Here is a 21,950-nt window from a genome sequence, read left to right on the forward strand (position 1 = left end):
TCAAATTTTTACAGTCTTGTCAATTTTTCTTCTAATATTATTAAAAAATAACCCAACATTGATAAAGATATTGAGTTGAATCCCCTTGATAAAATAAAGGTTTTGATTTTGTATAAAACACCTATATTTTTATTCAGTTCAAAAGATAAAGTATAGGGATATGTAAAAGTAACTGATTTGTGACTGAGCGCCTAGTTCACAACTGAGTGACAAATTAATTGATAAGTAATAACTGAACTGGTATTAGCAAATTCATGAACTTGAACTGATAAAAACCCTCTCAGTTTAAAAAAAGTCTTTGTTGATCAGCTGTACCAACCTGACTTTTCTGTATAGTAAAATGCCATAGATACACGGTTCTGAATTATGGTCCAGAAACTCTCAGAAATTATAACTTTCAAGTTATATGTAAAACATATTAAAAACTGATTGACGTAATCATTAACATTCAACATAAAACACAGATATATGGAGTCACCAATTATGCGAATCGGAGTCTACATTTGCCACTGCGGGCTAAATATTGCTGGAGTAATAGATGTATTAGCTCTGCAGGAAATGGCGGCTAAACTGGAAGATGTGGTGCTCGCCCGGGAAGTACAGTTTCTATGTTCCGATTCCGGACAGGAAGGCATCATTAAGGATATAAAAGAAAATAAAATCGACAGGGTTGTAATAGCTGCCTGCTCCCCAAGGCTGCATGAAAAGACCTTCAGGCATGTAATGGAAAAAGCCGGGTTGAACCCTTACCTTATGGAGATGGTAAATATAAGGGAGCAGTGTTCCTGGGTACACGCCGATGACCCCCAGATGGCGACCCAGAAGGCTTTTGACCTTATAAGGATGGGAGTCGCAAAGGCAAAGTTCCTCAAGGAACTCAGTGCAACAAGTTCAAAAGCCAGCAGAAATGTCCTGATCATAGGAGGAGGGGTCGCCGGAATCGAAGCAGCCCTGAACCTTGCAGAAGCCGGTTTTCCAGTCACAATGGTAGAAAAGGAATCCACAATAGGGGGCAAAATGGCCCTGATGAATGAGGTCTTTCCTACAAATGACTGCTCCATCTGTGTGCTTGCCCCTAAAATGACGGAAGTTCAGAACCATCCGAATATTACACTTTACACCTACTCCGAAGTTACCGATATTTCCGGATCTGTAGGCAAGTTCCACGTAAAAGTCACACGCAAGCCCAGGTTCATACTTGAAGACAAGTGCAAAGGCTGTGTCGACCTCTGCTCTGCGGTCTGTCCTGTAGAAATCGATAACCCTATGAATTACGGGGTCGGAAAGTCCAGAGCCATATATATGCCAATTCCCCAGTCTGTCCCGCAGGTAGTGCTCATAGACCCTGACCACTGTGTAGGCTGCGGGCTGTGTTTACAGGCCTGCCCTGCCGATGCTGTGGATTACGAGCAAAAACCTGAAGAGATTGAGTTTGAAGCCGGAGCAGTTGTTGTTTCAACAGGTTACCAGCTCTTTGATGCATCACGGAAAAAGGAGTACGGATTTGGGAAATATCCTGATGTTATAACAAATATGCAGCTTGAGCGCATGCTTAACTCTGCAGGACCTACAGGTGGAAGAGTCGTTGTGCCTTCAACGGGCAAACCACCAAAAAGCGTTTCGTTCATCCAGTGTGTCGGGTCAAGGGATAAAACCGTTGGCAATGAGTACTGCTCAAGAGTTTGCTGCATGGCTGCACTCAAGAATTCCCAGATGGTTAAGGAACGCTACCCTGATACCGAGATCACAATCCACTACATTGACATCCGGGCTGCAGGGGAGATGTATGAGGAATACTATGTAAGGACGCAGGAAATGGGCGTGGATTTCATCCGGGGAAAAGTTGCCGAAATTTACGCAGGCGAAGACGGCAGGCCTGTACTCCGTTATGAAAATACCCTTGAATCCCGGGTCGAAGAAGAAGCCTGCGACCTTGTTGTGCTTTCAACAGGTTACGAGCCCAGCAAAGCGGCAGAAGGCATAGGCCGGATGCTAAATCTTGCCCGGCGGCCTGACAGGTTCTTTGCAAGTGCCCACCCGAAAATGCGTCCTGTAGATGCCCCGGTCAGCGGGGTTTTCCTTGCAGGCTGCGCCTCAGGACCCAAAGAGATTCAGGTTTCGATTGCCCAGGGAAGTGCATGCGCATCCAAGGTTATGCAGCTCCTCGGGACAGGAGAACTTGAAGCCGATCCTATGGGAGCTCATGTTGACCCTGAAAAATGTATAGGATGCAGGACCTGTCTTGATGTCTGCAAGTTCGGGAAAATCAAGATAGAGAATAAAAAAGCTGTTGTAGACGAGGTTTCATGTTATGGCTGTGGAGACTGCAGTGCTGCATGTCCTGCAGGGGCAATCCAGATGCGAAACTTCGAAAACGAACAGATTCTTGCCCAGGTTCGGGCTGCAACTGCTCACAGGTCCCAAAGTCCTTTTGTTGTGGCTTTCCTCTGTAACTGGTGCAGTTACGCCTGTGCAGACCTGACCGGGATGTCAAGGCTCCATTACCCGACAAACATCAGAGTTATCCGTACTATGTGCTCGGCAAGGGTAAACCCGGAATTCGTGCTTGAAGCCTTAAAAGGCGGAGCCGACGGAGTGCTTGTTGCGGGCTGCAGGATGGACGAGTGTCACTATATCCACGGGAACTTTGACGCAAAACAGAGGATGGATGTCTTAAAGGAAGTTATAAAGGAAATCGGACTTGACCCCAGACGGCTGAGGACCCTCTGGATCTCGGCTGCCGAAGGAGAACGGTTCTCAAACACAATTAGCGAGTTTGTAAAGGAACTTGAAGAAGTCGGGCCCATAGGAACCGAACTCAAGCTTGGAGAACCCGAAGCTGAACCTGAGGAGGTGGCATAATGAGCGAGGAACACACCGAACAGGAAGTTCACATCTGCAGAGGCTGCTGCGGGGCCGGAGAAAACGAAGTTACGGAACCTGAAGCCACTGTTGAGACCGAGGATTTTGAAGCCGAGGACCTCGAAGCTGAAGCTCCGGAGACTGCTGAGGATGAAGCCCAGGAAAAGATCACAGTTACGACCGGTATGGACCTTCAGGGCTCCCATTTTATTTATACCCAGACAACCGAGAAATCCATTAAAACTCTGGATTATGATTACAAGCGCTGCAATGGTTGTGGAATCTGTGCAGAAATCTGCCCAACAAAAGCTCTTGAAATGGGGCCCCTTCATGAGATTGCAACCGGGCTTGATGCGCCTGCGGTGATGATGGACCTTGAGAAATGTACCTTCTGCAGGATGTGCTCAAACCTCTGCCCTGTGCATGCCATAACCTTTGAGGCTGTGGGGGAAATTCCTGATGAGAAACGGTATCCTAAGTACGATGCCTTTGTTAAGATTAACGAGAAATGCCTCCCCTGCGCTCTCTGTGAGGGGGCCTGCCCTCAGGATGCAATCGAAGTTGAATTCACCTTCCCGAAAAAAGAGGAGATTGCGCCTTTAAAGGAAGGGGCAGAAGGAGAGATCGAAATTGACACTGAGAAGTGCAATTTCTGCGGAATCTGCGCCCGGTTCTGTGATGCCTTCATCCTGCTCGAGCGTGAGCCCACACCTGATAACCCCGTGCCTTTCGAGCAGATCCTTGTGGACGAGGATAAATGCGATTATTGTGTACTCTGCCAGGACATCTGCCCTGAAGAAGCAATAAAGGTTAAAGGGGAACGCCCCTGCGAGGCTCCGAAAGTTGAGGGGAATGTTAAGGTAGACGAGCTGAAGTGTACACAGTGCGCCCGCTGCAAGACCGTCTGTCCGTATGAAGCCATAGACCTGCAAAAACCTATGGAAGGAGGACTGAACCTTATTGAGACAAACCTGAAGGAATGCGATCCCCAGGGCTGCCGCGGCTGTTTCAATGTCTGCCCTTCCAAACTCTGGTATGTGCCCACAGATCCTGAAGACCCGCGAAAAATTGCTTTTGCAGCGGATTTCTGTACCTATTGTGGAGCCTGTGTGAAGGCATGTCACCTTGACGCTATTAAAGTGGAAAGGACCGATGTCCACCACACCGATATTCCTGATGCTCCCTGGGCTGCCCAGTGGAGGGATGCAATCGAGTCCCTGAAAACTGGAGTAAGGAAAGGAGTAGACCGTGCAATACCCAGGGAAACCGAGACCCTTAAAGCCCAGAAGTTCATGGGCATAACGCCCCCTGGAGTTGACGAGGAAATGCTTGCAGCCGTGCAGGCGAAGCTTGAGGCTTTAATGCCAGCTCTCAGGAGCGCGAAAGTCAGGAAACTCTGGGAAACTGACTCTCCGAAAAATGCAGCTGCAGCTGTGAAAAAGAAAATAGAAGGTTAAACAGTGAAAGTTGAAGAAAGTAAAAGTGAGAATTGAAGAAAGTAAAAGTTAATGGCTCTTCGTCATTCCCTGTGGATAAGACGATTTTCAATTCGAGACCGCATTGGTTTTTATGAAGACATTATGAGGATATCCACACAAAACAAAGAAGAGCCGAAATTCTCACTTTACTATTAAACCATTTTTACTTATTGGAAAAGACCTTTACAGAAAAACCTAATATATTGACCCAACATATTATTTAAGGTCTGCCTATTTGGAATTCATAAACTTATAATTCTGAAAACCGTACTTTCTTTTTAAAATAAAACAGTTATGAGGATGAAATTGGTGAGAAATATGCCAGAGAACATGAACTTAAAAATCGGAGAAGCTGCAGGAGTGTTGTATCACAAGCTCGAAGAAGGTGAATGCAGTTTGAACCAGGTAAAGATTCACCTAAGTGCCAATGGTTTTGATTCTCAAATGGCTTTGATGTCTATTGGCTGGCTTGCTAGAGAAGATAAGATCAACATTGATAAAGAATCCAATCGTTGGTATGTCCGATTGAAATAACCCTTCTTGAATTTTTTGATAATATACTCTGTTTTACATCAAAATGATTCTCCATTATGTTTCTATTAGCTTGCTTTTTCTTCAGACTTGCTTTTTTCTCTTACAACCATAACAGGGACCTTTGAGTGCCGTACAACATTTACGGCAACGCTGCCTAAAAGCAACCGATCAATTCCTGTTCTGCCAAGAGTACCCATGACAATAATATCCATTTTCTCTTCTTCGGCGTATCGGATCAGCTCAGTGGCAGGGTGACCTTCAAGCAGGACACACTTGACATTGACATTTTCCATTTCTCCTATTCCTTTTACATAATTAACGGCTTTGCATCCGTCTTTTCTCAAAGCCTCATGCATTCTCTCCCAGTTAAAATCCACAGCCATCGAAGAAAAATACTCCGTTGATATTACATAAACTGCGTAAACCGTCCCTCCACTTAACCTGGCAAGTTCTATTCCTCTATTGGCAGCAAGCCTTGAGCAAACCGAGCCGTCAGTTGCAATCATTATTTTGTTAAAAGTAACGTTCTCTATGCAAAATCCCCCAGTTATTCATTCACTTGCAAGAAATATAATAGCATCGGGTTTCATGAAGTGAGGCCAGGAAATCCATTCGAAAATTTTTGATCTTTCATAAAAGATATAGTGGTGGAAGAATATTTTAAAATTATGAAATTTTCTACAAGAAATACAAGGCAATGCAAACCCCCAACTAATGCAAAGGAATCTGTTATTAATTTGTCGAATTTATCGATGGATTAACCAGATCTCTATTATTTTTGCTCTTCTTCTGTCTAATCAGTACATTTTATGTTATGCAAACTACGCTTACCTTTGTAATGACCAATTAAATAGCCTACACATAAGCCTTTAACAAAACCAATTAAACCAACGCCCACAACAACACCAAAAGCTATTTTTGCAGCTTTTTTGCACATTCTTTTAAACTCACCCATATATACACCTCTATTATTTTAATTTTTGATTAAGTTTTTCTTTATTTCATTGTACTGCTTTAGTTTTATACTACCAAGTGAATATACATTTTGCTATGCTTGGCTCATCGTTGAGATCTATGCGCCAACTAGCTTCATTTTTATGAGCTCGTCCCAAAACCAATTTTTTCTCAACCAGTAAAAGTTTCAGAACTATTTTCCAAGATAAGAAACTGATTGATCATTCCAAATCCGAGATTCTGAACATAATTTTGGGTTCTGGAATAGGCTCTATATATATTTTTGAATATGAGTTGGGGTGTATACTCAAATAAATTACTTGTGGCCAAATCATCCAACAATCAAGGATTCTGAAATAATTAATGATTGAGCTCATCCCAAAACCAATATTATTCCCACATCAATAAGAGTTTCAGAATTATTTTTCAGGATTAGAAGCTCTTATTGATAATCCAGAATACGATATTCAGAGAAGCAATTTTGCGTTTTGGGATCAGCTCATTCGAAAAAAAGTATGAAAAATGGATAGTTTAATGATCTGGTGAAAAAGTTTGTGGCTTATATATAATGTATTAGTAATAGTTTATGGAGTTCAAAAGTACTTTCCAGGTAACCCAAACGCACATCTATTAAATGATGGATGAAGTGGTTGCTATTGATGACCAGACATATTATTATAGAACAAGCAGATCTGAAGGAGGGTTAGGGAAAACTGGTTCATTTGACGATGGGACTCCAATTTTTAGTCAACTTACCTCCAAAATAAAAAACAATAGACATGTAGTTAGTCTGATTCCAGGGCATGTTCAAGTCTGTAGAGGATACTCAGATTCTGGCGTTGGACTACACTATTTGAAGATTAATGCTCCACTACCCATTGGATCGGGGCACCAATTTCTAGAAACTTGGGGAGCTGAAACTTGTCATATATATGTGAAGTGAAGAGCTAAAACTCTTCACTTTTTTGGGGTAATTGGTATGAGTAGAATTAACAAGAAAGTTGCTTTTTTTATTGTTTTTCTGATTCTAGTAATAATTGCAGGGTTATTTGTAAAAACACCAGTAGATACGGAAACGCAAGTTAACGATGAGCTTAAGGTAGGTGATATGTATATTCAATTTGAAGATGGAATTTCCGATTCGGAAGTTCAAACCATTCTTGAAAGCTACAACCTTACTATGAACTATAGCATAAAGTACAATATTGATCACCCGGCGGACAAATACTACATAATGTTAGACAAAGACAATTGGGATATAAGACGTGAACTAAGTCAAAAAATGAAAGAGGAAAAAAAAGATTGGATTACATCTTCTCCTGCTCATGTAATCAGGAAAGGAGATGATTACGTATTTACGGTATCTGAACAAGCTGTTCAAGATGAAAATTTTCTTGAAATACTCGATAAATATGATATTCAAGTGAAAAAGTCTACCTGGTGTTATATTCGTTTTGAAGATGGGTCCAAGAATTGGATTCCGGAAAAAGATGCAATCAGAATAAAAAGTGAGCTCGAAAAGAACGAAAATATTTTCTCTATATATCTTGATTACCGTTATTAGCTGTATCCTCTTCAAACTTTATGGGTAAAAGTAAATTTCATATATTTACTGAAAATTTAAAAATATCTCCATTTACATTATAAATTTGTTCACATGAAAGAAATATAACGCTATCGGATAATGCCCTCAGATTTCAGAAAGTGAAGATCTCCGGTGTTATTTCTTTTTATTTTGGGATTATTTTTTTTGGAACAGAGTCTTCGAACGAGAAAGTTTAAAAATTTAAATAACCAAAGTATTAACATTTTTTATATTAAATATAAAAGGAAGACATAGGAATAAGATAATGAAAATTAACAAAAAATTGCATTCAACAATGTTAGCATTAGCAGCTTTGATTTTTCTAATTTTCGTTATATCTACAGCATCGGCAGCAACCGCACAAAATAATTCACCACTGATCACTGAAACCCAGATCAGTACCAGCGGATCAGCACCTGCTATCTACGGGGATAGGATAGTCTGGCAGGATGACCGCAATGGAAACTGGGATATCTACATGTATGATCTTTCCACTAAAAAGGAAACCCGTATTACCACCAATAAATCAAATCAGATCAACCCCGCTATTTACGGAAACAGAATCGTCTGGGATGATGATCAAAATGGAAAACGGGATATCTACATGTACGATCTCTCCACTAAAAAGGAAAGTAAGATTACAACCAGTGGAAAAACATTGAGGCCCAGAATCTATGGCAACAGGATTGTTTGGATGGATGGCCGCAATGGAGGAAGCCTGGACGAAAGTAACTGGGCTGATGGAAACTGGGATATCTACATGTACGATCTTTCTACCTGCACCGAATACCAGATAACAACTAATGAATCAACACAGGAATATCCCGATATATACAGAGATAAAATTGTGTGGGAAGACAATCGCAATATAGATCATCATAGATTCGATATTTTCATGTACGATCTTTCCACTAAAAAGGAAACTTGCATTTTTAAAGAGGAATTCCAGAGTCATGATCCCAGGATTTACGGGGACAGGATCGTATGGATGTATGAAGATGGAATGGGAGAATACCTTATTAATATGTATAATATCTCCAATCCCACCGAACCAGGTCCCTCTTTCGAGTATATCGAAAATTTCTTACCTGCAGTCTATGGTAACAGGATAGTGTGGACTGATGGTCGTAACTCCTGGGCAGGAAATGATAACTATGATATTTACATGTATGACCTCTCTACTTCTACGGAAACCCAGATAACTACTGATGAATCATATCAGGGCAGGCCTGCCATCTACGGGGACAGAATAGTGTGGGAGGACGGTCGCAATCCAGGAGGTATTTACATGGCTACTCTCAGTTATGGCCCAAGCCTTCCAGTTGCTGATTTTTCTGCCTCTCCTACTTCAGGAAAAACACCATTAAACGTTAAATTTACTGACACAAGCACTGGATCCCCAACTTCCTGGTACTGGAACTTTGGAGATGGGTCAAAGTCATACCTCCAGAATCCCACGCATAAGTATTCCAAAGTAGGGAGTTATACTGTTAGCTTAACAGTAAAGAATGCTAAAGGCAGTAACAAGGTAACAAAAACAGATTATATAATAGTGATAACAAAACCTGTTGCTGCATTCTCTGCATCTCCTACCTCCGGAAAAGCACCATTAAAAGTTAAATTTACTGACAAGAGTACAGGAACACCAACTAAATGGAAATGGAGTTTTGGAGATGGAACAATTTCAAGAGAAAAGAATCCAACACATCAGTATACACAGAAAGGAAACTATAAGATTACGCTTACAGTAAGCAATGCCGCAGGCAGCAATACTATAACGAAGACAAATTTCATAAAAGTGACAACAGATACAAGACCTGGTATATATTCTGAAAACAAATAAAAGGTTAACATAAAAGGAGTGGGGAACTTTTTATAATGTTTGCCTATGTGAGACTAAATTGAAGATAGGTAGATGGTTAAACCAGTACCATCAGGCTTGAGATAAAACATATCTAATTCTACACCTTTTCTTGCGCGATCCGGCATAGAGTTAGAAAAACAGTAGAGAGGATGCATTAAACATTAGGTTTCTTCCATATCAATGTTAAAACTAAATATACAGGATTATGGTTTTCAGTAGACAATCCAAATCCAGTTCCAGATTTATCCTCTTCTCAGATCAACAGTCTTTCCCCTATTTTCTTCAAACCGCCTGCAGTATTCTTCAGGGCACTGTTTTCCAGGGCATCCGCAGATATACTCCATAATATCGCTAAATTTTGCGCTGGCAACTGATACCGAGGTATCGGCAGCTCCGTAATAAATGCGGAGTTCATCGTTTACTACGACCCATCCACAGGGAAAAACAACGTCATTGACATCTCCACTGCGTTCGTATGGCTCACGAGGCCCGAAAATCCAGCCTTCCGACCTGCGGAGCACTTTTGTGGGATCTTCAAGGTCAAGAAGAGCCAGCCCGAGCCTGTAACTAATTTTGGAGGTCGTCTGGCGTACTCCATGGTACATAATTAGCCAGCCTTCAGGTGTACGGAGCGGCTGCGGGCATAAACCGATTTTATAAGCATCCCACCATCCACCTTCTCTGGCATATAGAAGAACTTCGGGTTTTTCCCAGGATTTCATATCATACGAAAAGGAGATCCAGATATTAGCCTTCAAAGTGTGAGTAGTAGGCGCAGGCCTGTGTAATATAGCCCATTTGCCGTTAAACCTTACAGGAAAAACGGCAGCGTCTTTATTATCTGGAGGCATCAACGGTCCTGCTCGGTCAAAGTTACGAAAATCCTCGGTAAAGGCAAGAGCTGGCAAAGGGCCACTATCCGAAAAAGCCACATATACTATAGCCCACTTTCCCATCTCATCGATGTAAGTTATGCGCGGGTCTTCAATGCCATATATCTCTTCAGGATAATTTGCGGGGTCCGGAAAAAAGGTTGGCTCACTGTCAATTTCCCAGCCATCAATTCCGTTTTCACTCCTTGCAACTGTAAAATGAGAAAAACCCCTGTGGTCCTCAACCCTGACCAGCAACAGAATTTTACCATCGATTATGGCAGCTGCTGGGTTAAATACTGAATTGGCTCTATAAGGCCAGTCTTCAACCGTAAGTATTGGATTTTTTCTAGACCGTATAAATAGCTCCCCATGGTCTTTCCAGGTCATATTATTCCCCTTCAGCTTATGTTGTTTTCTCATTTATCTTCATAGATGAGAAGCTCATCATATCCATTTCCTGGGATATTGTGCTTAAGACTACCGGGGATATTGTGCTTAAAAGTGGCCTGACCTCAAGCACATCCTCTACATATGCTCTAAAAATTTCTGCAACGCTCCAGGCCTGAGCTATGCACCCGCCTGGAGAATGAGGATAATCACCATTAAAAACTTCGGAAATGGTACCAAAGCCTGCGGTTTCGAAATGCGTGTCAAAGCCCTCAAGGAGAGCCCTCATATCTTCAAGACTCTTTTTGGAATAATTGTTAACTTTCCGGTAAGCTCTCACATAAGCGCCAAGGAGCCAGGGCCAGGCTGTCCCGTTATGATAAGCTGTATCTCGGGTGAATGCATCCCCGTGATACTGTCCTTTGTATAAAGGATGATCACTCGAAAGACTTCTAAGCCCAAAAGGCGTCAAAAGGTCTTTTTCAACTCTGTCCACAATCGCTTTTTCTTTATCAGGGGGGAGCATGGTATTAGGAAGAGCTACTGCGAAGATTTGATTGGGGCGAATTGCAGGGTCTTTAACCTCGTTTCCGGCTTCATCCTGACATACAAGGTCAAAGAGACAGTTAGTTTCCGGGTTCCAGAAAGTGCTTTCAAAATTTGAGGCAACACCATCTGCAAGCATCTCATATAAAAAGACCTCTTTTCCAAGAATAGTACCCAGGCTGGAAGCAATTTTCAAGGCGTTGTACCAGAGGGCATTGATTTCACAGGCTTTACCTGCTCTTGGAGTTACTGCCCGCTCTCCAATTTTAGCGTCCATCCAGGTTAATTGAGGCCCCTGTTGAATAAGATGATCAGAATCCATGCAGATTCCAAAGTTCGTACCTTTACGGTAGTTATCTATAATAGCCTCTATAGTGTCCCAGATATCTGCGAGGAAAAGAAAGTTGCCCGTATATGCAAAATAGCGGCTAACAGCATGGATAAACCAGAGAGAAGCGTCTACCGTATTATATACTGGCTCTCCTCCAAAAGACGGAAAAGTGTTGGGAATTAAGCCTTTCCTGCAATATTTAGCAAAATTCATGAGAACGGACCTGGCCTCTTCATGACGATAAGGAATTAGATACAGGCCAGTCAGAGAGATCATGGTATCCCTTCCCCAGTCAGAGTACCAGTGATATCCTGCAATTATAGTATTTTCACCTGAAAAAGGATTCTTCACTGTAAAAGTGTCCGTCGCCCTGAGAAGTTTAAGAGCAAAGGGATCTGTAAGCCTGGAATTGAGAATAAGGAGGTTCTGTCGGTTTACTGCCCTTTTATAGAGTTCATCAACTTTCCTGAGGTTAAGAGGAGGAATGTCGTCTGTTGAAGCAATGATAAAGAAACGAGAAGTTCCAGGTTTGAGTTTGCCTTCGAAATAGCCAGGACTGAAATTATCTTCCTGATAGTTAAGCCCTCTTTGCTTTTCAGCATCATACTCCAGGTTATAGTACCACCTGGGATCAGAATGATATTCAAGGTTGGATGAAAGAGAGAAGGTAAAACCATTAGAACTCTCCAGATCTACTCCCTCTGGATAAGCTTTCTGAGAAAAAGAAAGGTATCCTGAGCGAGCAGTGTAATGGAAGTCTCTTGAGTTTATCAACGGAAATATTTTCAGTAAAGCTTCTTCTGTTATGGATTCGATATCATAGAGAATACAGGTCGTGTTACTGTTATGGACCATGAAGACTTTTTTCTTCACGGTAAAATCGCCAGGCTGGTAAACCCAGAGAGGAAATGGGTTCTGAACGTATTCGGAAAGGCAATTGAAGCCCGTGGGAGAAACAGTATCTGTAAATTTATGGACGGCAAGTTTATAAAGTTCTTCATCAGTAGAGATTTCCTCATCAAGAGAAGAAAGCAGTACAAACCTTCCTGGTGAGTTCTCTGGAGCAGCCACAAGCAGCCCGTGGTAAGTCCTGGTCCCTGCCCCGATAACAGTAGAGGAAGCATATCCTCCAAGTCCGTTTCCTATAATCCACTCTCTTTTTATTCCTTCTTCGTATGTTGAAAGACAATCTGCCCCAAGCCTGATCCCACTCATGTATATTTAATTAGGATTGATTTATTAAATAGCTATACGTTTAGAAAAAAACAAGCTTATCCGGAGCTATTGGCTCTTTTTTGTATGTTTTTCAGTTCTCTCGCTTGTATATATTTTAAAATTTATATATGTAGTTATATTTATATTTGTATTTTCATTTACACTAATATTTATACTTGGATTTATATCTATATGAGTATTTTAAGTTTCATTTTGGTAATGTAGAATGATTCTATAAAATGAAACAACTTCGAAGTTGAAGCGAAATGGTGGTCACCTGTATATGACAGATCATTGTAATAAAAGAAATTAAAAAAGCGAAATGATTTCGGGATAAACACTTTACTCTCATAACTTTTGATCACGGCTTCAAAAATTCTGTCACGGAGCAAAACTTTATTAGTTACCGGGAAAAATGATTTCCATTAATATTTTGAGTTTTCAATAAAAAATTCATAAAGATCTGTTTAGAGGTATCTAAAAAGAGTTATCAGGGGGAGTATAAATAATGACCGAAAACAGGACATATATCTATCTAAACCCAAAAGTAGCCCTGATGGGGGCTGGCTGCGTAAAAGAGATCGGCAAGCATGCAAAAGACCTTGGAGCTACAAAAGCCCTTATAGTTTCCGGCAAAAGCAAGCATGGAGAGCAGCTTGCACAGAACATCTACAAAATTCTTAAAGATTCAGGTCTGGAAGGCACCATCTTTCCAGGAGCAGACCCAAATCCGACCGATACTTCAGTTATGGAAGGAGCGGATATTTACAGAAAAGAGAACTGCAACATAATAATTGCTGTCGGAGGAGGAAGCCCTATGGACTGCGCAAAGGCAATTGGAATTGTAGTATATAACGGTGGATTGATCAATGACTATGAAGGCGTAGGAAAAGTTACAAAAGGAACTCCTCCACTTATCACAGTAAATACGACTGCTGGCACTGCGAGTGAGATGACAAGTTTCACAATTATTACGGATACGAAGCGGCATATCAAAATGGCAATCGTCGACCCGCGCATTACTCCTGATATTGCAGTTAACGACCCTGAACTCATGGTAAGCATGCCGCCTGCACTTACGGCTGCAACCGGTATGGACGCTTTAACCCATGCAGTTGAAGCTTATGTTTCTACCATGGCAACGCCTACAACAGATGCAGCTGCTATTAAATCCATAGAACTTATCTCAAAATATTTACGTGAAGCCGTTGCCCACGGAGAAGACGTGGGGATCAGGGATATGATGGCACATGCCGAATACCTCGCAGGTATCGCTTTTAACAATGCAAGCCTTGGTTATGTACATTCTATGGCGCACCAGCTAGGGGGGCTTTATAACTTTCCTCATGGGGTTTGCAACGCGATTCTTCTTCCGTATGTGGAAGCATACAACAAGAAGGTCGTTCCGGAACGTTTTGCCGATATTGCTCGGGCAATGGGAGAAAAAGTGGAGGGATTAAGCTATGAAGAAGCTGCAGACCGAGCTATAGAAGCCATCAGGAAACTTGCATTGGATATAGGAATTCCTTCTGGCTTAAAAGAACTTGGCGCAAAGGAAGAAGATCTCGAAATCCTGGCTGAACATGCAATGCAGGATGTCTGCCGCCTGACAAACCCCAGAGAACTTTCAAAGGAAGATATTATCGAAATATACAGAAAGGCCATGTGAAAAATGCCTGGAGAGAACAATTCTGGAGAGAACAATTCTGGAGAGAACAATTCTGGAGAGAACAATTCTGGAGAGAGTAACTCTAGAAAACTCAAACCTGGAAAGAGCATGCCTGGAAAGAACACCTGAAATTGAGATTTTAAATTGTTAACTATCTTGCCAAAAAACGAACTATTATTATCCTTCTTTGTTTTATGATAAGATCAGTAAATTGCGTCTTCAAGAGAAGGTTTTGAGATTGAATAAATAAGGAGAATGATTCTTGATGAAACTATTTGGCGGCCATGAAGGCCATGACGAAGAAAAAAAGCACATATACAGAATGCACGAAAAACTTGTTTCCATTGGAGATGATTACTGGATCGAGAATGAAGAAGGAAAACGAGAATTTTATGTTGACGGTAAGGCATTTCGTCTCCGAAACACTCTGATTTTAAAGGATTCACAGGGAAGAGATCTTTACAAAATTCAGGAGAGGTTACTAAAAATAAGGGATACAATGGATATAACGCGAGTAGATGACGGCCTGGCTGCAACAATTAAAAAATCGTTCATTAATATTTTGAGGGACAGCTGGACTGTTGAAATTTCGGATGGGCCGGAGATGAAATTAAAAGGCGATATTCTTGATCATGAGTATCGAATTGATGTTGAAGGAGAGAGAATTGCAGAAATCTCGAAAAAATGGTTCCACATCCGGGATACCTATGGAGTGGAAATCGAACCTGGACAGGACAATGCATTCATTCTGGCGATTACAGCTGCACTCGATCAAATGGCACATGAGGACTGAATCCTGGCCTGAGAAGAGCTAAAAGATATAGCTGTGCTAAGGCAAGTAATATTGATAGATTTGACAGATGTTACTTCTATAGGAGGAAAAAGCAGGGCACAAATTTCTATGGATGACTGCGAAAGAATATAGGGGGGATGAAAATATAAATTCAAATGATCACTCAGTACCCGCTAAAATTTTACTTTACAGCACCGCTGCCGTTATTTTGACAATAGGGATGCGGGAAATTGCATCAATACTTACAGTAGTCTTTTTCTCTGTGTTTACTGCACTGATCTTTACTCCACTTGTCCGCTGGCTAAAACAACGAGGGATTCCAGGTACACTGAGTGTTATTCTGGTAATCTTACTATTTACTTTAATTATCCTGGTTCTTGGGGTAATAGTTGTTGAAGCAGCATTGCAGTTTGGAAATCAGATCCCGAGTTATCAAGCTCAGTTGACTGAATTGGCGAATAACCTTACAAAATATATCCCTTCATATGAAGAATTTTCCATACAGTCGATTCTCCGTAGTATCGTGTCGATAACAATTTCTCTCATGGCAAATACCGTTAACGGAATTGTGAATGCTGGAGCAACAGTCGGAATTATTATTGTTACAGCAGCATTTCTGCTAATTGATGCCGCCAATACTTCTGAAAAAGTAGACTCGGAAATTGGAAAGCAGTCCGAACTCCGCTTGAGGATAAGTAAATTTAGCAAGAAGCTGGTAAAATTCATTGTCATAAGAGCAGAAATAAACCTTATAACTGGTATTACAATTGCTCTCCTCCTCTTCATCGGAGGCATTGACTATGCTATTCTCTGGGGAGTCCTCATATTTCTGTTAAGTTATATTCCCTATATTGGTCTGGTTATTGCTTCTGTTCCTCCAATAATGCTTGCGCTTTTTAAGTATGGGCCTCTAGGTGCTCTTGCAGTCATTCTAATTATTGTTGCTGTGGACGCGCTTGCAGAAAATGTTCTTTTTCCATCACTTATGGGAAAAGGCCTGCAACTATCTCCTGCTTTCCTGTTTCTTGCTCTTCTCTACTGGAATTTCGTGTTTGGACTTGCAGGTGTGCTGCTTTCAATACCGCTTACAATAGTTTTGAAGATTATACTTGAAAGCTTTGAGGAAACAAAATGGCTGGCCAGATTGATGGGTCCGATTGAAGAAACTGAAGAAAGTTGAGGAAATGGACTCTTCAAAAGTAAACTTTTGTGGAAATTTTCTTCAAATCAGGATCGATATCGAATCCGAAAATATGAACAAGAAATAAGAAATCGTTGTCGAATCTGAAAATATGAACAAGAAATAAGAGATCACTGTCGAATCTGAAAAGAAGAGTAAAAACAAGAAATTAGTGAAAAAATATGAAACTTTTTCTGTGAGGAATAAAATGTAGAGGTAAATCAAAATCCATGTTTGCCACCTTAAACAGGGATTTTCAATACCTTATGTAGGGTAATTGATTGATCACCATGCTACCCTGTATCCAAAAACCGTGTCCTGACATCCCTGGCACAGTCCTGAAATCTTGAATTCCTTGACAAACGCTTCGCTTCGGAATTCGTCTTCGTCTACTCTCTCCTCACATAACGGACATGTACACTTTGCAACTATCTTAATTTCTCGCCTAAATCCTAGTGATTTTAAAAAGCTCTTTTTTTCCATTTCCATATCTATCAACTCTATAATTCCATGATACAATATGCTGTTTCCGAACAACCACCCAAAAAAAGAAGCAAATATAGATGGCTCAATTATTTCAGCTTAAATGACAGATGCTTTTCAGCATATGTATCAACAAACAATTCTGTCTGCAATTTGCAGTAATGTTTTTATTTATGTTTAGCATGAAAGTTCTTTCAAGTACTTTCATTTAGCACGAAAGTTCTTTCAAGTACCTGCATTTCTTTGTGCCTGTTATTCGAAGAATTTCATGTGTGTTTTGGTATTGCTCGCGAATTTTTATAATATAAAAGTAGTGTAGAATTTTCCTACCGTTTTAACACCTGTTCTAACAGATCTTATTCGCGTATATAATAATCTGCAGAAACCAATATAAATTTATTGGTTTTTTGGTTCTTATTCATTCCCTATGGATAACACTATTTTCAATTCGATATCCGCTGGACTTATAAGAATAGCTGGATTTATTTTCGGTTATTTCTTCTGCTTTTTCAGTTATTTCGGTCCTTCTCTACAATTTTTAAAACATCAACGTTTGAAGTAGTCTGAATCAAAAAGAACTGCTTGCTCACAGACGCGGTTTTCCTTGCTGCAGTTTCCATACAGAGAATGAGAATTTTGATGGCATCCTGAAAAGTGCTCTTCTTCGTCCAGTTGTCTTTGAAGCACTTATTGGCTACCTGCTTTGTGAAATCGTTCCCGAGAACTATTAAATTACTTCCCTTTGTGTGTGAGGTTAAAGTTATCTCGGAATCCCTGATCTCGGCAATTGCGTGGTTCCCGGCTGAGGCGTACAGCCTTCTTTTTTTGGTGACCCCGCCTTCAATTGAGGATACTTCCCCTATTAAAATGCCGTCTCTTTCCGAGATCTTGCTTTTGCAGTCCGTAACAGTTATGCCGACCCCGAATTCTCGGGCTTTTTTTGCGAGCTCGTCATCCGTGACTATTGTCCCGTTGTAAAGATCTTTTTCAAGCTTTTCTCTGTTCTGCTTCTCTCCTTCAAAAGTTATTTCCCGCAGGTCTCCGGTCATTACTGCACCGTTCTTCCCGATAAAAGCGATAACAAGGGTCATTTTAATCCGCTCCAGAACCTGTATAAAAAATATTCTGCATTTTAAGGGATCTTCTGCCTTATAAGCCATTTGTGTTTTTGATCCACTTCAGCTATTTCTGATCTTACATCTACTGGAATATTCTTCTAGTTGTATCGAAATAAATGTCTTGTGGGCTTTCTATGGCTCTGACCAGCGCATAAAATATGCCTTGTATTATGCTTTGTAGCTTTGTCAGAACATTTGTCAGGATAGTCTGGTGTCGAGTCAATCATTAAGAATTCAATAGTTATGGATAATTGCAATTGATTTTATACGACATTTTACTGTTGACTCAACTAGCAGATCAAATGTGAGAAGGACATTTTCAGAAAAAGCTAGATAAAAGAAAAAAGAAAAAAGAAGAAAGAAAGTTTGATTTTGACTCCGGGCTAAGATTTCTTTTTTGATAAACTTTAAATATGAATATATGTTATATGGATCTAATATATGTTAACTATATCTAACTAAATGTTAGAGATAATTAATTAAATGTTATTAATATCTAATAATATGTTGTAAATAAGAAACAATACCGTGGTAATGTAAAATAAAATAGACTCCACTAGGCTACGCTTATTGAAATCAAGATTATTCAAAGGGATAGCTATGAAAAATATAAAAAAGATATATATGTACAAGCTTGCTTTAGGAGTTATTATTCTGCTTGCTGGAATAGTATCAGCAACTTGTTATAAACATGAAGCTTTGGCTTCAAGTTTTCTAATCAGCATGGGGCTAATTCTCTTTATTCTAACAGCTTTCAGGTTCTTCAGGCAGGGTGACTTTCCAGATAGGGATGAAAGGACAAAAAAACTAGCAGCTTATGGGATAACTTATTCCTGGCTTCTGACACTGGTACTCATTTCAGTGTTCTATTTGGCGGACTACTTCAAAATGGTTGAGTTTACTGCTGGAAGCGTGCTTGGTATACTTCTTATCTTCATGATCATTTCAGCAAACGTTTTCAGGTGGTATTTCATGCGAAAAGGCGACATTGAGTAAGGCTTTCGGAGGGCAAACCGTGAAAACAAGAATCAAGGAATTCCGAGCCAGGCATGACCTTACTCAGGAAGCCCTTGCAAAAATGGTAGGTGTCAGGAGAGAAACCATTGTTTTTCTTGAGAAAGGAAAATACAACCCCTCACTAAAGCTTGCATATAGGATCTCAAGGTGCCTGGACACCACAATCGACGAGTTGTTTCTTTTTGAAGATTCGGATTTCGAATGAGTCCTAAAAAATACCTTCGTCCTCACAGTATTTTTAGAACTTTTGTATTTTTTCATTAATTGAAGTTTATATTTTCTTTTATTTTTCTATAAATAGGTATGCCGTTTTAAAAAAAATCAAGATAAACTTTTAAATAATTTAATATTATAATAAGTTTGCTAAGTTTTGCAGGAGAAAACATGGAAAATATACTTATAGCCTTTCAGAATGTCTGGAAAATTTATCAAATGGGAGAAGTCCAGGTCAATGCCCTCAGAGATGTGAACGTGGAGTTCAAAAAAGGAGAGTTCGTTGCAATAATTGGGCCCTCCGGAAGTGGAAAGTCCACGATGATGAACCTTGTTGGCTGCCTTGACACCCCTACAAAAGGTAAGATTTTCCTGAAAGGCCGGAATATAGCTCGCCTTGAAGAATCGGATCTTGCAGCCCTGAGAGGCAGAACAATTGGGTTTGTTTTCCAGCAGTACAACTTGATTCCTGCCATGACAGCTCTTGAAAATGTGCTTTTGCCCCTGGAAATCCAGGAAATTGATGACAGGGTGGCAGAAAAACGAGCAAAGAAAATGCTTTCGCTTTTAGGGCTTTCGGATAAAATTCAACATAAGCCCTCTCAACTTTCAGGTGGCCAGCAACAAAGAGTCTCGATTGCAAGAGCTCTGGCCTGTAACCCTGAAATCATTCTTGCAGATGAGCCAACAGGAGCTCTGGACAGTGTTACCGGAAAAGAATTACTGGGAATTTTATACAGGCTCTGGAAAGAAGAAGGAAAAACAATTGTTATGGTTACTCATGACCTGCACCTTGCGAAATATGCAAGCAGGCACATCGAACTGAAGGATGGTAAAATCATCAGGGATGAAATGAATGAAGAAAAAATTGACCCAGAAACTCAACAAAGGATGCTGGAGACCGAGACCTGAGAGGAAAACTATGGAGCGGTTTTAGAATAGATCCAACTTATATTCAATCTAAGTTTGTATTGCAGACTAAACTAAAGGCTAAGACTAAATTACAACTACTAAGACTAATTAAAAACATCAGGTTTAGCTATGATTGTTTCAGATTAAATTCAGATCATTTCAGATTATTTGGATTATTCAGATTATTTGGATTATTCAGATTATTTGGATTATTCAGATTATTTGGATTATTCAGATTATTTGGATTACTTCAGATCATTTGAATTATTTCAGATCATTTGAATTATTTCAGATTATTTGGATTATTCAGATTATTTGGATTACTTCAGATCATTTGAATTATTTCAGATTATTTGAATTATTTCAGATCATTTGAATTATTTCAGATTATTTGGATTATTTCAGATTATTTGGATTATTTCAGATTATTTGGATTATTTCAGTATTCAAATCATACCAAACTCTATTCGGACCATGTACGCCCGATAAAACCTTTTTGGACATTTTTAGAGTTATGAAAAAAGTAAAAAATGAGGAATTGAGATGGGTTTTAAACTTACAGGTTTTATTTGCTTGCTCTTGCTTTTTTTCTTTTGCGTTCCCCCTGCCCTGGCGGAAGATACTTCAGAAGATGAGAGCACCTCCAATATTAGTTCGGGACTTGATGAAGGCTTAACTCTGGATCTGCTTAACCAGGACCCTGACCCGGTAGAACCCGGAGATGTCCTTGAAATCAGGCTTTCGATTCAGAACACGGGATATGAGGATCTGGAGAACTGTGTTCTGGAAATCAAGCCAGAGTACCCTTTCAAGGCTCTTGCCGGCGAGACGCTTGTAAAGGATATAGGCACTCTGGGAAAACGCTATGCAGATAACCGTCAGAAGGTCGTAAAATTCAAGCTGGGGATTGAAAACAATGTCAATGAAGGCACATATCCTCTAAAAGTATACGTTTACGCAACTAAGGACGACAGCCGGCTTACTCTTACAAAAGATTTTGATATTGAAATTGATAGCGAATCAAACGCTGAAATAGAATATATCAGTGTCGAAAAAATGGTGCCAGGGCAGAAAACCAATCTTGTTTTCGGCATAAAAAATGTGGGAAATTCTCCTCTGAAGAATGCGATGTTTTCCTGGGACTGTACTAATGATGTGATCCTGCCTGTCGGAGCAAGCAATGTTAAGCACATTAACTTGATTGACATCGGAGACACTGAGAATGTCAGCTTTCAGGTCCTGACAAACGTCAATACAAAGCCGGGACTTTATAAGCTGGACATGGTGCTCACCTATGATGATGTCGAAGAACTTCAGACTATAACGGAAGCGGGCACTGTAGAAAACCAGAAGCGAAAAGAGATCACAAGCAAGGCAGGAGTCTATGTAGGAGGCACCACTGATTTCGATATCGCATTTATGGAAAGAAGTCCGACAGGAGCTTATACTTTTACGGTTTCGAACATCGGAAACAACGCGGCAAACTCAGTCAAGATTTCTGTCCCCTCACAGGCAAACTGGACTGTTACGGGTGGTAGCAGTAACTCAGTAGTTCTTGGGAACCTTCAAAAAGGAGACAATACAATTGCCGATTTCGACCTGAAGCCGGTAGCAATGAATAAAGAACTTCCTATTAAATTTGAAATTAGCTATACCTCAAATGACGGAATAAGGCAGACTTTGGAAAAAGAGCTCCCTCTTTATTCTTCGTCTTTTACCCCATCAGCCGAGTCCGATGAATCGGAAGGGGGTAATTCTAGCTCACTGATGTATATCGGATTACTTATACTCGTCTGTGTAGCGGGCGCTGTCATCTACAAAAAACGTCAAAAGAAGATCCAAATGAAGAACGCACAGGAAGATGAGCTTAACAAAATAAAGTTCGATGACCCGGACAAGTAAATCAAAAGAACGCGGAAAATGGAGTCTGTGTT

19 protein-coding genes and 1 pseudogene are annotated in these 21,950 nt (G+C 40.4%); 13 read left to right on the forward strand and 7 right to left on the reverse strand.

Going from position 1 to position 21,950, the window contains the following annotated elements; translation table 11 throughout:
* Positions 1–483: 483 nt before the first annotated feature.
* The 3 genes from hdrA2 to MSVAZ_RS09275 all read left to right on the forward strand — a co-directional run bounded on the left by hdrA2 (position 484) and on the right by MSVAZ_RS09275 (position 4,874).
* Positions 484–2,862, forward strand: a complete 2,379-nt coding sequence (gene hdrA2 / locus MSVAZ_RS09265; RefSeq protein ID WP_048120438.1) for a CoB-CoM heterodisulfide reductase HdrA2 — start codon at positions 484–486, stop codon at positions 2,860–2,862.
* The gene (locus tag MSVAZ_RS09270; RefSeq protein ID WP_048120440.1) at positions 2,862–4,319 is read left to right on the forward strand and encodes a 4Fe-4S binding protein; all 1,458 of its coding nucleotides are present in this window, start codon (positions 2,862–2,864) and stop codon (positions 4,317–4,319) included. Before hdrA2 ends, MSVAZ_RS09270 begins: the two co-directional genes overlap by 1 nt.
* A 339-nt stretch (positions 4,320–4,658) precedes the next feature.
* Positions 4,659–4,874 carry a winged helix-turn-helix domain-containing protein gene (locus tag MSVAZ_RS09275; protein ID WP_082091085.1) on the forward strand — a complete coding sequence of 72 codons (216 nt, stop codon included), beginning with the start codon at positions 4,659–4,661 and terminating at the stop codon, positions 4,872–4,874.
* Between the two features lie 65 nt (positions 4,875–4,939).
* Here MSVAZ_RS09275 and MSVAZ_RS09280 read toward each other — a convergent pair whose 3' ends face one another.
* Both MSVAZ_RS09280 and MSVAZ_RS20280 read right to left on the reverse strand, forming a co-directional pair.
* Positions 4,940–5,380: a universal stress protein gene (locus MSVAZ_RS09280; protein WP_048120442.1), complete on the reverse strand. Its 441-nt coding sequence runs from the start codon at positions 5,378–5,380 to the stop codon at positions 4,940–4,942.
* Between the two features lie 287 nt (positions 5,381–5,667).
* Positions 5,668–5,829: a hypothetical protein gene (locus MSVAZ_RS20280; RefSeq protein ID WP_156151025.1), complete on the reverse strand. Its 162-nt coding sequence runs from the start codon at positions 5,827–5,829 to the stop codon at positions 5,668–5,670.
* Between the two features lie 978 nt (positions 5,830–6,807).
* Here MSVAZ_RS20280 and MSVAZ_RS09290 point away from each other — a divergent pair.
* Positions 6,808–7,392, forward strand: a complete 585-nt coding sequence (locus MSVAZ_RS09290; protein WP_048120443.1) for a UPF0228 family protein — start codon at positions 6,808–6,810, stop codon at positions 7,390–7,392.
* A gap of 316 nt (positions 7,393–7,708) precedes the next feature.
* Positions 7,709–9,256, forward strand: coding sequence for a PKD domain-containing protein (locus MSVAZ_RS09295; protein ID WP_231592583.1), 1,548 nt, complete (start codon positions 7,709–7,711; stop codon positions 9,254–9,256).
* A 263-nt stretch (positions 9,257–9,519) separates the two neighbouring features.
* On the opposite strand, the gene MSVAZ_RS09300 is transcribed toward MSVAZ_RS09295, so the two are convergent.
* Positions 9,520–10,539, reverse strand: a complete 1,020-nt coding sequence (locus MSVAZ_RS09300) for a glycoside hydrolase family 130 protein (protein WP_048123849.1) — start codon at positions 10,537–10,539, stop codon at positions 9,520–9,522.
* Between the two features lie 16 nt (positions 10,540–10,555).
* Positions 10,556–12,631, reverse strand: a complete 2,076-nt coding sequence (locus MSVAZ_RS09305; RefSeq protein ID WP_084626114.1) for an amylo-alpha-1,6-glucosidase — start codon at positions 12,629–12,631, stop codon at positions 10,556–10,558.
* A 508-nt stretch (positions 12,632–13,139) separates the two neighbouring features.
* Here MSVAZ_RS09305 and MSVAZ_RS09310 point away from each other — a divergent pair.
* On the forward strand, positions 13,140–14,300 hold the full coding sequence (locus MSVAZ_RS09310; RefSeq protein ID WP_048120446.1) for an iron-containing alcohol dehydrogenase: 1,161 nt from the start codon (positions 13,140–13,142) through the stop codon (positions 14,298–14,300).
* Here MSVAZ_RS09310 and MSVAZ_RS21805 read toward each other — a convergent pair.
* Positions 14,272–14,346: pseudogene (locus tag MSVAZ_RS21805) on the reverse strand (hypothetical protein); the annotation flags it as partial. The gene MSVAZ_RS09310 and the pseudogene MSVAZ_RS21805 sit on opposite strands and share 29 nt — an antisense overlap.
* A 21-nt stretch (positions 14,347–14,367) precedes the next feature.
* Here MSVAZ_RS21805 and MSVAZ_RS21810 point away from each other — a divergent pair.
* From MSVAZ_RS21810 to MSVAZ_RS09320, 3 genes are all read left to right on the forward strand, one after another.
* Complete coding sequence (locus MSVAZ_RS21810; RefSeq protein ID WP_369799542.1) at positions 14,368–14,451, forward strand: hypothetical protein; 84 nt, start codon at positions 14,368–14,370, stop codon at positions 14,449–14,451.
* Positions 14,452–14,565: 114 nt separating this feature from the next.
* Positions 14,566–15,093, forward strand: a complete 528-nt coding sequence (locus MSVAZ_RS09315) for an LURP-one-related/scramblase family protein (RefSeq protein ID WP_048120448.1) — start codon at positions 14,566–14,568, stop codon at positions 15,091–15,093.
* Between the two features lie 112 nt (positions 15,094–15,205).
* On the forward strand, positions 15,206–16,273 hold the full coding sequence (locus tag MSVAZ_RS09320) for an AI-2E family transporter (protein ID WP_048120450.1): 1,068 nt from the start codon (positions 15,206–15,208) through the stop codon (positions 16,271–16,273).
* Positions 16,274–16,558: 285 nt separating this feature from the next.
* Here MSVAZ_RS09320 and MSVAZ_RS09325 read toward each other — a convergent pair whose 3' ends face one another.
* On the reverse strand, positions 16,559–16,762 hold the full coding sequence (locus MSVAZ_RS09325) for a hypothetical protein (RefSeq protein WP_156151026.1): 204 nt from the start codon (positions 16,760–16,762) through the stop codon (positions 16,559–16,561).
* A gap of 503 nt (positions 16,763–17,265) precedes the next feature.
* Positions 17,266–17,847 (reverse strand): MJ0548 connectase family domain-containing protein, encoded by a 582-nt coding sequence (locus tag MSVAZ_RS09330; RefSeq protein WP_048123851.1) that lies wholly within the window; start codon positions 17,845–17,847, stop codon positions 17,266–17,268.
* Between the two features lie 627 nt (positions 17,848–18,474).
* Between MSVAZ_RS09330 and MSVAZ_RS09335 the strand changes: the two genes are divergently transcribed.
* From MSVAZ_RS09335 to MSVAZ_RS09355, 4 genes are all read left to right on the forward strand, one after another.
* Complete coding sequence (locus MSVAZ_RS09335; RefSeq protein ID WP_048120453.1) at positions 18,475–18,870, forward strand: hypothetical protein; 396 nt, start codon at positions 18,475–18,477, stop codon at positions 18,868–18,870.
* 19 nt (positions 18,871–18,889) lie between these two features.
* A complete protein-coding gene (locus tag MSVAZ_RS09340) occupies positions 18,890–19,096 on the forward strand; it encodes a helix-turn-helix transcriptional regulator (protein ID WP_048123852.1) in 207 nt (68 codons plus the stop codon).
* 179 nt (positions 19,097–19,275) lie between these two features.
* Positions 19,276–20,016: an ABC transporter ATP-binding protein gene (locus MSVAZ_RS09345; RefSeq protein ID WP_048120455.1), complete on the forward strand. Its 741-nt coding sequence runs from the start codon at positions 19,276–19,278 to the stop codon at positions 20,014–20,016.
* Between the two features lie 543 nt (positions 20,017–20,559).
* On the forward strand, positions 20,560–21,918 hold the full coding sequence (locus tag MSVAZ_RS09355; protein WP_048120459.1) for a COG1361 S-layer family protein: 1,359 nt from the start codon (positions 20,560–20,562) through the stop codon (positions 21,916–21,918).
* The last annotated feature ends 32 nt before the right edge of the window (positions 21,919–21,950 follow it).

The sequence above is a fragment of the Methanosarcina vacuolata Z-761 genome (genome assembly GCF_000969905.1).
GTDB lineage: Archaea > Halobacteriota > Methanosarcinia > Methanosarcinales > Methanosarcinaceae > Methanosarcina > Methanosarcina vacuolata.